We start from the raw sequence: 14,760 nt of genomic DNA, 5'->3' as shown, positions 1-14,760 counted from the left end.
GCCCCGGGCTCTGCGGGACAGGTGTGACCACCGTGCCCGCGGAGCCCGCACCGGCCAGGAACTCAGCGCAGCGCCGCTGCCAGATCGGCAGCGATCTCAAAAGCCGGTGCCGCCCTTTCGGTTTCGCCGGCGTTCAGCGTGACGTGCCCGGCGCTGGCCAGCATCCGCGTCGCGGTCTCCCGGTCGCCGAGCGCCATCGCCAGCTCCGCGCGGTACACGAGAACCTCCACGTGCGTGACAGGGTCATCGCCGGCCTGCGGGCGAGTCAACGCGCTGTCGAGAATGCGAACCGCCTGGGCGACGTCGCCCTTGGAATCGGCCAGCACGACGGCGCTCGCCAGCACCTTGGCGAGCCGTCCGGCCGGCGGCGGTGCCGGCGCGGGCACCGTGGCGGGCTTCTGAAAGACACGGATCCAGTTGCCACCCGGGTCGATGACGCTGAAACCGCCCAGCCCGTCGGCGTTCTTCCGAACCCTGGGCCGGGTCATCCGCGGAATACCCGACACCAGGACTTTGCCGTACGCGGCGCGCATTCCGGCAGCGAAAGCCCGGTGCAGCTCGGCGATGTCCGGAGTGATGACCAGGCAGGAGCCGTAGGACTGTTCGGGATCGAACCCGGCGATCTCGAAGAACTGCAGATTCAGGTCCTCACGTTCCAGCCCTACGCACGGGTAGGGCTTGCGCTGCTGATACGTGGTGCGGAAGCCGAGAACCCCGTAGAACGCGACGATGTCGTCAATCGACGGGCAGGGCAGCAGGGGAATGGTGACCTCGTTGGACATGGCTCCTTCCTAGGCGTCGCGAATGGTCGGTCGCACATGGAAATAGCCGATCATCGCCGCCCGCCGTCCGAACGGCCAATGCGGTCGCGGTGACGCCGCCGGGCCGCTAGCCTCGTCGCGATGATCACGTTGACGCCGGTGCTGGAGTGGTGGGCCGCGGACTGCCCGTTCTGGCCGATCGAGCAGACCGACTTCTATCTCACGGTTCCGCGTAAGCCGACGTCACTGCAGGTGGGGACGCTGGCCTGGGCATTGATCGGGCGCAGCGTGACCGCCGACGACCTCTCGCTCACCGCGACGGACGCCGCCCAGGCGATCGAGAGGTATCTGACCGGCGACGACGACGATTACGCACCCGGTGGGTTGCGGGTGGCCGCCGACGACGTCGTCATCGAACCCGGATGCTGTATCGGCCTCGACGAATGGCGAGAATGGCTGCGCGTGATCGGCGGCGTGGCGATCGACCTCGGCCATGACCCGGACCCGAAGATCGAGCACCGAGGGCCGGTGGTCCGGGTGTGGAAGGACGTAGGGCAAGCCCGCTCCGGGCCGGATCTCGACCCCGGCAATCCGCACATCGACATCCCGCGCCACACCCTGCCGGACCTTCTGGGCGCCGTTCAGCAGGATCTCGACGGCTTCCTGACTGCGCTGCGCCCCTGGGCGCAGGCCATCCGCGCCGACCTGGCCGACCCGCTGGCCGCGGCACTGGACCGGCGTCTGCAGATCACCGAGCCCCTCGGCATCTGACACCGTCGCCGCTGTCCTGCGCGGGCATGGCCGCAGCGACAACAGTCGTTGTCGCAATCCTGGCCGAGAACCACCCGGAGTATTCGCTTGCCCGGAGCGGACCTGACCTTGCCTGTCGCCGTCTGATCCGGTCGCACCGGTCTCACCAGCCGTGCGCGTAGACGTCGGGTCGACGTCCGTACCGCCATGCGCAGACGGCAACGGCGAGCCAGACACCGGCGACCGGTAAGGCCCAGGTAAGTCCGTAACCGCTGTCCGCGCCGCCGTTGACGTGCCACGCGGTCACGATTCCGATGGCTGCGCCGATGACCGCGGCGATACCGAGCACCGCCAGTTGTCGCAGGCCCACCCCGGTCCGGCGGGCGAGCGGCACGCCGACGTCGCACTGCAACTGCCGGGTGGTTCGCTGTGCGGCGACGAAAGCGCCGCCGGTGGCTGCGGCGAGCATGGTGGCGAGCAGCAGTGCGGACCAGGACAGCAGGAGGCTCAGCCACCGGTCGGTGACGTCGGTGGAGCTCTCGTCGTTGAGGTATGCATACCGCGCCGAACGCTCGACGGCCGCTCGGATCCGGTTCTGATCGGGAGCGGTCAGTGAGTCGAACTCCGGCAGCACGAGCATCACGCTCGCCGACTGCTGCAGGCCGAAGGGATCCAGGGCGGGCGGTACGCCGTCGAGGACGACGCCAGGCAGGATCCCGCCGAGCCAGCGGGCCGGCTCGGCGGGGAGCCTCGCGGTCCGCCGGATCGTGCCGTCGGTGTCGATCTGCAGGACTGCGACCTCGCCGTGCTGGATGAGTTCGGGGTCGGCGAGCACCTGTGGCCGGTCCGACGCGCCGACCACCTGTGCGTCCGGGGCGTCGGTGAAACGGACGGTGTTGACGGGTGTCCGGGCGGGCCCGAGGTCGCAGCGTTCCTGCATCTCGCTGAAAGTGGTGATCTTCAGGCTTGCCACGCATTCGGCGGCCTGTGGCGTCACCGCTCGCGGACCGGTCGCTGTCTCATCCGGTGCGGTGAGGATCGCCGGCCGGGCGGCGCCGGTCGGGTACAGGGCTGCGAGGTGGCCGGCGTCCTCGTGACTGATGCGGTCGAGGACGAGCGAGCCCGGTGGCTGTGCAGCGCCCGCGAGCCCGGCATCGGGTGCGGCTCCGGAATGATGAAGGTGCGCGGAGAACCATGCGGCGAAGAACACCGTCAGGCCGAGTGCGGCGGCGGACGCCCGCAAGGTGCGGCGATTCGTCACCACCAGCCGGCGTACGGCGTTCGGCCTGAGCGGGGCGACGGTGGTGAGACCGACGACCGTGCCGGCGGTGAGCAGGGCGCCGCCGATCAGGGTGAGCCAGACGCTCGTCGCGCCGCCGGTCGGCGGCGCGACGAGGGCGACGATGCCGACGGCGACCGCGACCACAGCCGCGGTCGCGGTAACCCGCTGGCCGGCGGGCCGGTGTCCGGCCCGGCGGCTGGAAATGGTGAGGACGACCTGCGACAGCAGGCCGGCGCCGGCTGTCACGCCGACCACGAAAATGGCGAGTTGCGGCCAGCCGGCCGCGGTATCGACCCAGTAGTGGCCGAACACGGCACCGATCTGCCGCCCAGCCACCCGGCACGCGAGCGCCGCACCGACGACGCCGAGCAGAGCCGCGGCGAGGGTGACCATCGTGATGGCCAGGACGTGAAACCGCCAGTCCGGCTCGGCCCGGCCACCGGCAGCCGCGAACCCCCGTGCCGCGGCCAGCAGTCGCCGGCGCGTGATGGCGGTCAGCCCGGTCACCGCGAGCACGGCCAGCACCGCCAGGAAGGATGGCAGCAGGTAGAACGGGCTGAGCACGGATGACTGCGCGATCTCGTGCTCGTCCGCGAGCACGCCGGCGGCCGATCGGACACCGAAGGAACGATCGGCGGCCAGATATCGCAACCTCGGATCGGTGAACGGATCGGTGTCGCTGAACCACTGGGCCCGGCCCGTGGCGCCGCTGGTGCCGGTGAGGTAGCCGGCCAGGTCGCCCGGCCGGGTCGGAACCACATAGATGCCGCGCACGAGGATCCGAGTGCGGCCGCCGCCCGACTCGTTCGGCACCTCCACCTCGTCGCCCACCGCGATCTGCAGGCGCCGGGCCACCTCGGCGGAGATGACCATCCCCTCATCCCGGCCGGCCGGCCTGCCGGCGATTAGCACACCGAACGAGATGTCGTGCGTGGCGCCGGAGACCACGCCCAGGTCGGCGGTGACCCCGGCACCGGGCGTTCCCACGCGCTCCACCTGCGCGGTCCGGAAGCGAACCGCCACGGCGTCGTCACGACCCACCATGCGATCGGCCAGGTCGGACTCCCGCCGCAGGTCGCTGATGGCGTACGCGAAGGCGCCGAAATCACCTCGGACGGACTGGGTGACGGCCCTCTGGTAGGTCTTGTCGATCGACACGGCGGCGCCGCAGAGGAAGGCGGGAACGAACGCCAGCACCAGGTAACTGAGCGCCAGGCGACGGTCGGCGCGAAGGAACCGCACGGCCAGCCGGACCGCGGTCATCCGGTCTCGTCCCGCAGGGTGCCGTCGTGAAAGGCCAGTCGACGGTGCATTCCCGCGGCGACCACCGGGTCGTGGGTCGCCACGATCACGGCCACACCGAACCGACTCGCCAGACGATCCAGCAGCGTCGCGACCTGTCGGCTGGCGGTCTGGTCGAGCGCACCGGTCGGTTCGTCGGCCAACAGCACGTCCGGGCCGCCGACGAGCGCGCGAGCGATCCCCACTCGTTGCTGCTCGCCACCCGAGAGGCTCTCGCACGGACGATCCCGCAGCTCGGAGAGCTTGAAACGGCTGAGCAGACCGTCGATCTCCGCATCCCCCACCTGGGACATCTTGAGCAGCTGTGCCGGCAGTACGAGATTCTCCCGCACCGTGAGAAACGGTACGAGCCGATGATCCTGATAAACGATGCCGATATGTTTGCTGCGCAGTTCAACGGCATTTCGCGCGGTCATTTTTTGGCCATTGATGAAGACGGAACCGGAATTCGGCTCCTGCACGCCGGAAATGATGCGCAGAAGGGTGGATTTCCCGCTGCCGCTGGGTCCCGTGACGGCCAGTGTCTCACCGCGATCCACGGCGAGACTCACTTCGTGGAAGACCCGGACTGCGGTGTGGCCGCTGCCGTAGGAGTGTTGCAGGTCGTCGCACTTGACCAGCACCAGTGACACCTTCCGGATACCCGCCGCCGGGCGCCGAGCCTCACAGCGCCCGGCGGTGGAGTGTCGCTCAGACGTGGGCGATGGTGTACTTCGACCCTCGGTTCGGCCCTCGGTCGTAGCCGCTGCGGTAATCCGTGTTGAGCGCGGTGAACCACGCGGTTTGCTTGTCGTTCGCAAGGACCAGGTCCAAAGTGCCGCGCGCCTTGCTGTCGCCGTCCAGGGCAGAGCACCGGGCCTTGGCCCGCTTCCCGTCCGGGCCCGTCAGCGAGACGTTCTCGGTGACGGCGGTGCAGGTGCCGCCGACCGCCGAAGCGGCTGCGGGCGCCACGAGAACTCCGCCCAAGACCACGCCGACTGCCAGGAAAAGACGCGCGTTCTCACGAACTCGTCGTCCTCCACTGTGTCCCCCGTCGATCTTCCTCATGCCACTCCAATCGGATTCTGTCGAAGCCTGGACCGTATGAGAGGCTGTCATCGTTGTCAATGCAATGGGGTTGCCCGAACCAGTCGGCATTGCGAAAGTCGACATATCTGCGGCAGCCGGATTGGAAGCAGAATCGCGTTGCCGGACGGGTGGCGCGCGTCGGGTCCGGCGAAGACGCGGGCGCACTGCACCTGCCGCGTCGCATCACCGTCAGCCGCGCGTCGGCACGGGCAGCGTGCCGACCGTCAGCGCGTGCACGACGAACGCGGCGGCGGCAGCCGCCGCGGGCCGCCTGGTGTCGTCGGTCAGTTCGCCGGTGCCCCAGTCAGAGATGCCTTTGACCATGATCCAGCCGCTCCGGCGGCCGGCTGTGGCGACGTAGACGCCGGTCAACTCCATCTCGCCGGCCGAAGCCTCCTCGAACTCGCGGTGCAGGTCGGCACGCAACGCAGCGCTGCTGACCAGGGTGCTGCCGGACAGGACTGAACCGAAGTGGACCCGTCGGCCGGTCCAGCCGTGTGTCGCCGCCTTGAACGCCAGCAGCAGCGGGGTGCTCGCCTGCACCCGTTCTCCGCGCCAGATGATCCGCTCGCTGCCGTCCTCGTCGGTCACCTTCCGATGGTCGACGTTCTGCACGTATTCGGAAACGACGACGTCGCCCAGTTCCTGTTCGCCGTCGTCGTACCGGCGCGACCACAGCCCGAAGCAGATGCCGGCCAGGATCACGTAATCGGGCTGCACGACGGGAATGAGCCGTTCCGTCGTGAGCATCATCGAGGCGGGGGTCACGATGCCCTGTGCGGACTGGGCGACAAGCACCTCCGTGCCCTGGTCACCGAGCCTGCCGAGGCGGAAGATCGGGTAGCCGCCCAGCGTGTCGGGCTCTGCCCGCCGGCCGTTCTCTGCGGTGACCGCGCTGATGACCGCGTCTCGCTCGATGTCCAGGACCGTCAGGACGAGGACCCGGATACGCCGATTGATCGTCGTTTCCAGGTGGGCGTACGTCCTCTCCTGTCGTTTCCTGAAGGTGCTCGCCTGCCGCCGGCCCGCGATGACCAGGCAGAGCAGGACGACCAGGCCGAGCGGCAGCATCAGCCAGCCGAAGACGCGTGCCCGCGTGGTCGCCGGGATCAGGCCGGCGTCATCGAGGACCATCCGATAGGCCAGCCAGGTCATGGCGTCGATCCAGGTTGCCGGCCGGTCGGCGCAGTCCCCTGCGGTGGCGCACGCGGCGGCCTCGGCGTCCGCGGTGAGCAGACCGGCCACCCCGACTACGAGCGCCGTACCGATCAGGAGCACCGGGATGAAGCTGATCGGCCGGTGTGCTCCCGGATCCGGCGGCACGAACCCGCCGCCGTCGAGCACGACGCGCACGCCGGTCTGGTCCGGGCCCGAACCGGTGGCCGACGGTGCGGCCGAGACAGCCTGCCTGGCTTCCTCGGTCGTGATCGCGCGTTCCAGGCACATCAGGGCGTGGGTGCCTTCCGCCACGTCCGGCCGGATGTTGGCCCTCGTCAGGTGCTGTGACCGGTCGAGGGCCGCCCGCAGCAGCCGATCGGCCTTGGCGGGGTCGGTCAGGTGGATCAGGACCACGGTCCAGTGCAGACCGCGGGCGGTGTCCTCGGACGTGCCCCGCATCCGCTTCAAGGACCGCGGGATGAGCCCGAGGCTCATCTGCGCCACGATGTACAGCAGTGCGGTGCAGATGAGCAGGAGCGCGAGGAGCACGCCGACCCGCGGCACGAGCGACGTCGGCACGCTGAGGGCCAGCAGCAGCAACGGTGGGACGCCGAACACGAGGTGATCCCACCAGCGGTCCATGCGGCCGAGCCAGGTGCGCCCCGCGTCGCTGCCCGCCCACTCCCGGCCCCGGGCGATGGGCGGCTCGAGCAGGGCGAACTCGTCGGCGGATCGCCAGACCAGACGACCGTCGCGGGCGGCCGCGTACAGCAGCAGGCCGAGCGGTGGACGGGATCGGTGGATGCCGACACCGGGCGGGCGTACCGCATCCCTGACCTGGGGCCACAAGGCTGTGGCCCGCACCGCACGGGCTGCTGCCCGGCACGCGGCCAGGTCGGGCTCGAAGGGCGGGTTCTGCTTGGCCGAGGAAGCCGACACCCGACCATCGTGCCCTACCTGATCCAACGCGACCGCCCGGCCACTCGATCGAGTTCGGCGGCGAACGGCGGGAGAACACGTCGATGACCGGCGACCGTCCGAACCGGACCGAAACCTCCGATCGAGTGGTCTTGTCCGGACATTCCGGCGGAAGCGCTCGCCCGTGAGCGCCCGCCGTCCATCGCGTGTCCTCGGGCGTCCATCGACGCGCCGAGGCCTCCGGAGGTGGGTGCGCCTGACATTCTGTCGCGCTGCACAACCCGGAGACCTGGTCCAAGCCCGGGTGTGGTGGGAAGAGGATCGCGGAACCGGTCCTTCAGGGACGAACGGCATTCTGCCGGGAAGAGAAGAGGATCTAGGATCCTAGGATGCTCTAGGGCGTGTGACGAGGCGGGCACCGTCGAGCCTTCTGCTCCAGCACCGCGGGAGCAGAAGGCTCGACGGCTGTGTGTCGTCTCGTTGCCGTACTGCTGACGTGCCGTTCAGGCGCGAGACCAGCGCTGGTTCGCGCCGGTGTGGCAGCCCCAGACCACGACAGCCGTGCCGTTCGCGGTGGCGGCGCCGTTGACGTCGAGGCACAGCCCGGTCTGCGCGTTGCTGATCGTGCCGCTGTCGTTGAGGTTCCACTGCTGGTTGGTGCCGCCGTTGCAGTCCCAGATCTGCACTCGCGTGCCGGCCGCGGCGTTCGGCGCCAGGTCCAGGCACTTGCCCGTGACCCGCAGTTCGCCGCCGTTGCGGCTGAACTGCTGGTTGCTGTTGGCGTGACAGTCCCAGATCTGTGTCACGGTGCCGTTGGCGGAGTTCGCGCCGCTGACATCCAGGCACCGGCCGGCCGCATCGCTGCGCAGGCGGAAGGTCGTCGGCTGCGGGCCGGGGTCGGAGGTTCCGAACTGGGTGAAGAAGTTCCACACCACCGTCCGCGTCCAGGAGCGTTCGCCGGGTTCGAAGTCGCCGGCCGATCCGTCGACCGGGCCGGGGGTGTGACCGGCGTCGAAGGCGGCCCACGTCACCGGATATCCGCTGCGGCAGCCGGTGTAAGTGGTGACGGTGTGGGTGAGGCTGCCCTGCGCGGGCTCCGGCGGGTTCTGCGGTGTGCAGCCGTTGTTGCGGACGAACCTGTCGCGCAGCGAGCGTCCCTGGGAGATGTTGAGGACCGGGTCGCGTAGTCCGTGCAAGCCGATGTAGGCGACCGGCTGGGTGCCGCCGGTGCATCCGCTGAGCTGCCCACCGGCGTAGACGGCGACGGCCCGGAACACGGTCGGCCGGGCGCACGCCAGGGCATAGCTCATGCCGCCGCCGTAGCTGAAGCCACCGGCGAAGCGCTGGCTCGTGTCGACGCACAGCGCGGCCTCGATCTGGGCCAGCATGGCGTCGACGAAGGTGATGTCCTCGCCGCCGGAGTTGGCCCACCCGTTGTTGAGGCCCTGCGGTGCGACGAAGATCGTGCTGTTGGCAGACAGCGCTCGTAGCCCGTAGTACGACCAGGGGTAGCCGCTGGTTCCGCCGGAGTCGACGTCGGCCGCGGTCCCGCCGTTCCAGTGGAATCCGAAGATCAGCCGGTACGGGCGGTTCATGTCGTAGTTGTCGGGGATCCGCAGAACGTAGCCACGGGTTTTCCCGCTCGTCTGGATGGTGCGGGCCCCGCTGGTCAGCGCCGGCGCTTTGCCGCACCCGCTGCTGGGTGCGAGAGCGGCGATGTTCGCGTGCGCCGCGGCCGGTGCGGGAGGTGCGAAGCCGGTGAGGCCGGCGGCGGTGAGGGCGAGTGTCGCGGTGACGGCCAGCGGTTTCCACCACAGGCAGCGTCGGCTGTTTCGTCTCATGGGTGCTCCCTGAGGGATGGGGATGGCGTTCGCGTCGGCGCGGGCACGGCGGCGGGGCGGTGACGGGCCGGGTGGATGCCGGGCGGGGGGTGTGGCCGACGCGGCCAGCATGCGATCGGGGATCGCCGGGAGTCAATGCGACTAAATGAAGGACGTTGCCATTACAGTTTTTCGGTATTTGTTTTCATCGGTTTTGGAAAACAAATGCTGCACCGTCGTTCCTTGACATGCTGGAAATGTAGATCTAATCTTTTGCGAGCAAACGTCATACGTCTTATGCAGCTTTGCTAGCCCTGCTGCTCAGCAGGCTGCGTGCCACCGCAGTGCCCCGGATCCCGCTGTCCCGGAGTCACGATGTTAGCGATCACAAAGGCCGGAGCGTACATGCCCTCGTCGTTGAGCCGCCATCCTCGACAAGCTGCCACCAGGGATGCGGGTGTTCTCCTGGAACGCCGGTCCGGTGATTGCCGTCGACGGCGCCTGATCCGGGTCGGCTGAGTATGCGGTCGCTCGACGTTCGTCCGGGCAGCCGGTCAGCGGTCGAGGCGGGTGGTCTCGCCGGAGCCGCTGCGACGGACGATCCAGGCCTCGGTGATGTGGGTGAACATCGCTTCGGCCGCGCCTTGCGGATCCTGGGCGGCGATCCGTTCATAGATGCGCCGGTGTCCCCGGTTGGATGCCACACACAGCGAGCGTTCCGTGCGGCCCATGTACCGCGCGGTGTTGACGACCTGGCTTTCCAGCGCGCGTACGACGCTGCGGGCGATGCGGTTGCCCGAGGCCTGCATGATCGCATCGTGGAAGAGCCGGTCGTGCTCCTGGTAGACGATGTGATCGCCGACGAGTTCGTCCATCCGGTCGACCATGGCGCCCAGTCGCTGAACGACCTCCGGGCCGGCGGTACGGGCGGCGACGTTCGCCATGTCCGATTCCAGCAGCCGCCGGGTGACGACGACGTCGTCGAGGATGGCCAGGGAGTCGTCCTCGGCAATCGTCGCCATGAGTACGAGCTCGTCGAGCATGTCCCACTGCGATGACGGGGTCACCGAAGTCCCGGCACCCTGCCGGACCTGGACGAGCCCCTTCTCCTGAAGGATCTTCACCGCTTCCCGGACGACGGTCCGGCTGACCGAGAAGGTCTCGCAGAGGACCGGCTCGGGCGGTAGCGGCGTGCCGGACGGGTAGACGTTGCGGACGATGCGCTCCACCAGTTCCGCGGTGAGGGCTTTGGCGAGGTTGCTCGGCCGTCGGGCCCAGGCCGGCTTGGCCATGGCGTCCAAAGTCGTGTCCTGCGATGGCGTCATGGGTCCCTCCGGAGTGCTTGCCGGGAAGCGGCGTCGCATCAGTGTACGGCTGTCATATTGACGGCATACGTCATACGAGTTACGTTCCGAGCGTGGTCGGGCCCTGACGGTCCGTCGGCCGCTCCTACCGAGGAGACGAGATGAAAGTGCGCACAGGGTGGTCAGCGCTACTGGTGACCGCACTGACTCTGGCCGGCTGCGGCAGCGCGTCCGGCCCCGGCGCCACCAACTCCGGCGGATCCGCCGACCGGCTGGTGGTCTGGGACTGGAAATCCGGGGAGCCGTCCGCGAAGGCCTATGTGGAGAAGGCGAAGGCCGACTTCGCCCGCAAGCATCCGGATGTCACCGTCGAGTTCGTGGCGCAGCCGTTCGACCAGTACTACACGCTGCTAGGCGCGGCTATCCAGTCCGGCAAGGGCCCGGACGTCATGCTGTTCAACGGCGGAGGGCAGATCCGCGACCGGGTCGACGCGCTGGTGCCGCTCGACGGCTACCTCGCCGAGGACCGCGGGCGGCTGGCCGGCTGGGACGCCTTCAGCAAGGACGGCAAGACCTACGCCGGCCCCGTCACGCTGCAGGGCCATCCCATCTACTACAACAAGGCGCTCTACCGGAAGGCCGGCCTCGACCCCGCCGCCCCACCCGGCTCGTGGGACGAATTCCTCGCCGACTGCAACGCCGTGACCAAAGCCGGCGCCGACTGCATCGCACTCGGCAACAAGGAGGGCGCCGGCATCCAGTTCTGGCTCTCGGCCCTGGGCTCGGCAACCCTCACCGCCCAGGAGTACGACGACTGGATCGCCGGTAAGCGGGACTGGCGGTCACCACACGTCAGGCAGATCTTCGACCTGTGGAAACAGGCGGGGGACAAGGGCCTGAACAGCGACGGCGCGAATTCGACGGCGATGTTCAACGACTCCTTCGCCCACTTCCAGTCCGGCAAGGCCGCACACGTGATTGGCCTGATGTCGGACGTGGGGCACTGGAAGGACTTCAACGAGTTCCTGACGCCCGGCGAGCTCGGCGTCATGGCCGCTCCGACCGTCACCACCGGCGTGACCCCGAGCATGCCCTTCGACGGTGGCATCGGTTACGGCGTGGCCAAGGCCACGAAGAACCCCCAAGTCGCCGCCGACCTGGTGCGTTCCCTGACATCGACAGACGCGCTGAAGGCGTTCTTCACCGAAGCCGGCGCGATAGCGGCCGACACCACGATCGACGTGTCGGACGGCGGGCCCGCCGTGGCCACCATCGTCGCCGGCATCAAGACCGGCAAGCCCGCCCTGCACGTGGCGCTCTCCTCCAAGACCCTGGACCTGATGGGGCGCCTGTCCCAGCAACTGCTCAGCGGCTCGATCACCGTCGATCAGGTGGTGCAGCAGCTGGCGGCCTCCGACAAGACCGCCTGAGACCCGTGCGGACCGGAAGCGCGCAACCGCCGGTCCGTGCGGCCGCGGCCCCACGGACCGGCCCGGTGCCCCACGAACCCGTAGCCCCCCGTCGTGTCCCGGGCTCGTGGGCCGAGCGGCTCGCGCCGTTCGTGCTGATCGCCCCCACCGCGCTCGTCATCCTGGCGTTGCGGCTCTACCCCCTGCTGCTCGGCGTGAACTTCTCCTTCACCGGCGACGGCGAGCGCAACGGGACGGCGGTCGGCCTCGACAACTATCGCGAGCTGATCGGGGATCCGCTGTTCCGCACCGCGCTGAGCAACGTCGGCCTGCTCGTGGCGCTGCTACCGATCGCCGTGGCGATCCCCGGCCTGCTCGCCACCTTCATTTATCTACGAGTGCCGGGGCATCGCCTCTACCGCAGCGTCTACTTCTTCCCGGCAGTCCTCTCACCGGTCATCATCGGAGCGATCTTCAACCTCCTGCTGGCTTTCGACGGCCCGCTCAACGCCGTCCTCGGCGGCCTGGGAATCAGCCCGGTGGACTGGCTGGGTGACCCCGACATCGCCATCTTCGCCGTGGTCGGCGTGCATGTCTGGGCCACCTTCGGGATGGCCCTGGTGGTGTTCCTCGCCGGCTTCGCCACCCTGGACCCCGCGCTGCTGGACGCGGCCCGGGTCGACGGGGCGTCCCTGCCGCGGGTGATCTGGCACGTGATCATCCCCAGCCTCGCCCGCACCATCCAGTTCGTCTTCGTCACCACCATGATCGGGATGCTGACCTCGATGTTCGGCCTGCTCTTCGTGATGACCAGCGGTGGTCCGGAGGGGTCGACCTACCTGCCGGAGTACTACATCTGGACCCAGCAGGGCCAGATGAACCGCCCGGCTCTCGCGTCCGCCGCCTCGACCGTCCTCTTCGTGATCATGCTGGTCGTCGGTCTGCTGCAGGTCACGCTGCTCCAACGCGCCGGGAAGGACGACTGATGTCCCGCACCCGCCCGGCCACCTGGCTCGTCGCCCTTCCGATGCTGCTGCTCGCGCTGGCCACCATCTACCCCCTGCTGTTCACCGCGAACGTGGCCATGAAGACCCGGCGTGACTACGTACTCGACCGCTTCGCACTCGCCGACACGCTGCGCGGCCAGAACCTCACCACCGCGTGGACCAGCGTCGGGATGGGGCGCTATCTGCTCAACTCCCTCATCGTCGTGACGGCGTCCGTGCTGCTCCTGCTGCTGTTCGGCTCGATGGCGGGTTTCGCCCTGAGCCGGCTGCGCTTCCGTGGCTCCACGGTGCTGTACCTGGCCTGCCTGGCAGGGCTCTTCGTCCCGTTCCAAGTGATCATGGTTCCGCTCGCGCGGATCATGGCCGACACCGGGCTCATCGACACGTACCCGGGGCTGATCCTGGTCTATGTCGCGCAGTTCCTGCCCTTCACGGTCTTCCTGATGACCAGCTACTACCGGACCATCCCCCAGGAGGTCATCGACGCGGCCAGAATCGACGGCAGCAGCGTCTACGGCGTCTACCGCCGGATCATGATCCCGCTCGGCGCCCCCGCCCTGCTGTCGGTGGGCATCCTCAACGCCCTCTTCTGCTGGAACGACGTGCTCATGTCGCTGGTGATGATGCCCTCGGCCGAGCACCGCACCCTCATGGTCGGCGTGACCTCGCTCCGAGGGCAGTACTCCGCCGACATACCGACCTTCGCCTCCGGAGTCCTGATCGCCGCACTTCCCGTGCTCGTCGTCTATCTCTTCCTCCAGCGCCAGATCGCCGACGGCGTCGCCGCCGGCTCCACGAAGGGCTGACATGCGGATCACCGGATATCGGACAATGGTCACGGAGCAGCACTGGGGACGTCCGGTCGGTGACGCCAACGGCGTCTACGCCGACGGGGTGGTCCCGGTACCCGTCGTCATCGTGGACACCGACGAGGGCATCTCCGGGGTCGGCCTCGGCCCGCACGTCGAGATCGATCGCATCTTCGCCGCGATCGAGGGCGAGGACCCCCGCGCCGTCGCGTCGCTCTACGACCGCATGCTGCGGCACACCTTCAAGGCCGGGCACGCGGGCCCCGTGTTCGGCACCATCGGCGCGCTGGACACCGCTCTGTGGGACATCAAGGCCAAAGCCGCCGGCCAGCCGCTGTGGCGACTGCTCGGCGGGCGCGACCGGAGAATCCCCGCATACGCCTCCGGCCTGGACATCGCGCTGACCGACGACGAACTCGCCGCCGCCTACCAGGTGTACGCCCGGCACGGGCTGCGCGCCGCCAAACTCAAGGGCGGCCTGGACATCGACCGCGACCGGGACCGGCTGTGCCTGGTCCGCGACGTGCTCACCGAAGCGGCGTACGGACGCCGGCCCGGCCTCATGCTCGACGTGAACGAGGCGTGGACCCGCAAGCAGGCCGTGCGCCACGTCAGCGAACTTGAACGCACGCTCGATCTCATCTGGATCGAGGAGCCGGTACGGCGCTGGGACACCGTGGGCCTGGCCGCGGTCACCCGCAGCGTACGGGCGTCGGTCGCCACCGGGGAGAACCTGAGCGGACTCGAACAGTGCCGCTCGATCATCGCCGCCGGAGCGGTCGACATCGTGCAGACGGCCGCCGTCTGGGGCGTCACCCACTTCCTGCGGGTCGCCACCCTGGCCCACGCCCACGACCTGCCGGTGAGCCCGGTCGGCAACAGCCCGATCGGGCTCCTGCACGCGGCGACATGCGTACCCAATCATCTGACCAGCGAGTTGCAGGACCTCACCCCACCCGTCGGTGTCTCGCTGGACCTGCACGTCGAGGACGGTGCCTTCGTCCTCGGCGACACCCCGGGTCTGGGCATCCGCGTCGACGACCGGACGATCCGGGCCGCCGCTCAGCGAATCCCGGCGGCGCCGGCGGACGGCCCACACGTACGCCCGGAACGGGCCGGGCATCGGCTGGTGCCCGATCCGGACGGAACCGCCCGTCTCATCCCCAGGTAAG

Annotated in this window: 12 protein-coding genes; 5 read left to right on the top strand and 7 right to left on the bottom strand. The window is 69.0% G+C overall.

The window, feature by feature from the left end:
- Positions 1-62: 62 nt before the first annotated feature.
- Entirely contained in the window at positions 63-782 is a 720-nt protein-coding gene (locus tag CLV67_RS39840) for a VOC family protein (protein ID WP_106328128.1), read from the bottom strand.
- Between the two features lie 120 nt (positions 783-902).
- On the opposite strand from CLV67_RS39840, the gene CLV67_RS39835 reads away from it, so the two are divergent.
- Positions 903-1,532, top strand: coding sequence for a hypothetical protein (locus CLV67_RS39835; RefSeq protein ID WP_106328126.1), 630 nt, complete (start codon positions 903-905; stop codon positions 1,530-1,532).
- Positions 1,533-1,674: 142 nt separating this feature from the next.
- Here CLV67_RS39835 and CLV67_RS39830 read toward each other — a convergent pair whose 3' ends face one another.
- From CLV67_RS39830 to CLV67_RS39810, 6 genes are all read right to left on the bottom strand, one after another.
- Positions 1,675-4,056, bottom strand: a complete 2,382-nt coding sequence (locus CLV67_RS39830) for a hypothetical protein (RefSeq protein ID WP_106328124.1) — start codon at positions 4,054-4,056, stop codon at positions 1,675-1,677.
- On the bottom strand, positions 4,053-4,718 hold the full coding sequence (locus CLV67_RS39825) for an ABC transporter ATP-binding protein (RefSeq protein ID WP_170154185.1): 666 nt from the start codon (positions 4,716-4,718) through the stop codon (positions 4,053-4,055). The genes CLV67_RS39830 and CLV67_RS39825 overlap by 4 nt, the downstream gene beginning before the upstream one ends.
- A 67-nt stretch (positions 4,719-4,785) precedes the next feature.
- The gene (locus tag CLV67_RS52295; RefSeq protein WP_170154184.1) at positions 4,786-5,142 is read right to left on the bottom strand and encodes a hypothetical protein; all 357 of its coding nucleotides are present in this window, start codon (positions 5,140-5,142) and stop codon (positions 4,786-4,788) included.
- A 210-nt stretch (positions 5,143-5,352) separates the two neighbouring features.
- A complete protein-coding gene (locus tag CLV67_RS39820) occupies positions 5,353-7,260 on the bottom strand; it encodes a 5'-methylthioadenosine/S-adenosylhomocysteine nucleosidase family protein (RefSeq protein ID WP_170154183.1) in 1,908 nt (635 codons plus the stop codon).
- Positions 7,261-7,742: 482 nt separating this feature from the next.
- Positions 7,743-9,080: an RICIN domain-containing protein gene (locus tag CLV67_RS39815; RefSeq protein ID WP_106328118.1), complete on the bottom strand. Its 1,338-nt coding sequence runs from the start codon at positions 9,078-9,080 to the stop codon at positions 7,743-7,745.
- A 533-nt stretch (positions 9,081-9,613) separates the two neighbouring features.
- Positions 9,614-10,384 carry a FadR/GntR family transcriptional regulator gene (locus CLV67_RS39810; protein WP_106328116.1) on the bottom strand — a complete coding sequence of 257 codons (771 nt, stop codon included), beginning with the start codon at positions 10,382-10,384 and terminating at the stop codon, positions 9,614-9,616.
- 173 nt (positions 10,385-10,557) lie between these two features.
- Between CLV67_RS39810 and CLV67_RS39805 the strand changes: the two genes are divergently transcribed.
- The 4 genes from CLV67_RS39805 to CLV67_RS39790 all read left to right on the top strand — a co-directional run bounded on the left by CLV67_RS39805 (position 10,558) and on the right by CLV67_RS39790 (position 14,759).
- Entirely contained in the window at positions 10,558-11,793 is a 1,236-nt protein-coding gene (locus CLV67_RS39805; protein ID WP_249037982.1) for an ABC transporter substrate-binding protein, read from the top strand.
- Between the two features lie 65 nt (positions 11,794-11,858).
- Positions 11,859-12,758, top strand: a complete 900-nt coding sequence (locus CLV67_RS39800; protein WP_106328276.1) for a carbohydrate ABC transporter permease — start codon at positions 11,859-11,861, stop codon at positions 12,756-12,758.
- Positions 12,758-13,585, top strand: a complete 828-nt coding sequence (locus tag CLV67_RS39795; protein ID WP_106328112.1) for a carbohydrate ABC transporter permease — start codon at positions 12,758-12,760, stop codon at positions 13,583-13,585. The genes CLV67_RS39800 and CLV67_RS39795 overlap by 1 nt, the downstream gene beginning before the upstream one ends.
- Before the next feature lies 1 nt (position 13,586).
- Positions 13,587-14,759, top strand: coding sequence for a mandelate racemase/muconate lactonizing enzyme family protein (locus tag CLV67_RS39790; protein WP_106328110.1), 1,173 nt, complete (start codon positions 13,587-13,589; stop codon positions 14,757-14,759).
- The last annotated feature ends 1 nt before the right edge of the window (position 14,760 follow it).

This window comes from Actinoplanes italicus (assembly GCF_003001815.1).
GTDB lineage: Bacteria > Actinomycetota > Actinomycetes > Mycobacteriales > Micromonosporaceae > Actinoplanes > Actinoplanes italicus.
Note: the sequence above shows the minus strand (reverse complement) of the source record. Positions and strands in the feature narration are given on the sequence as shown.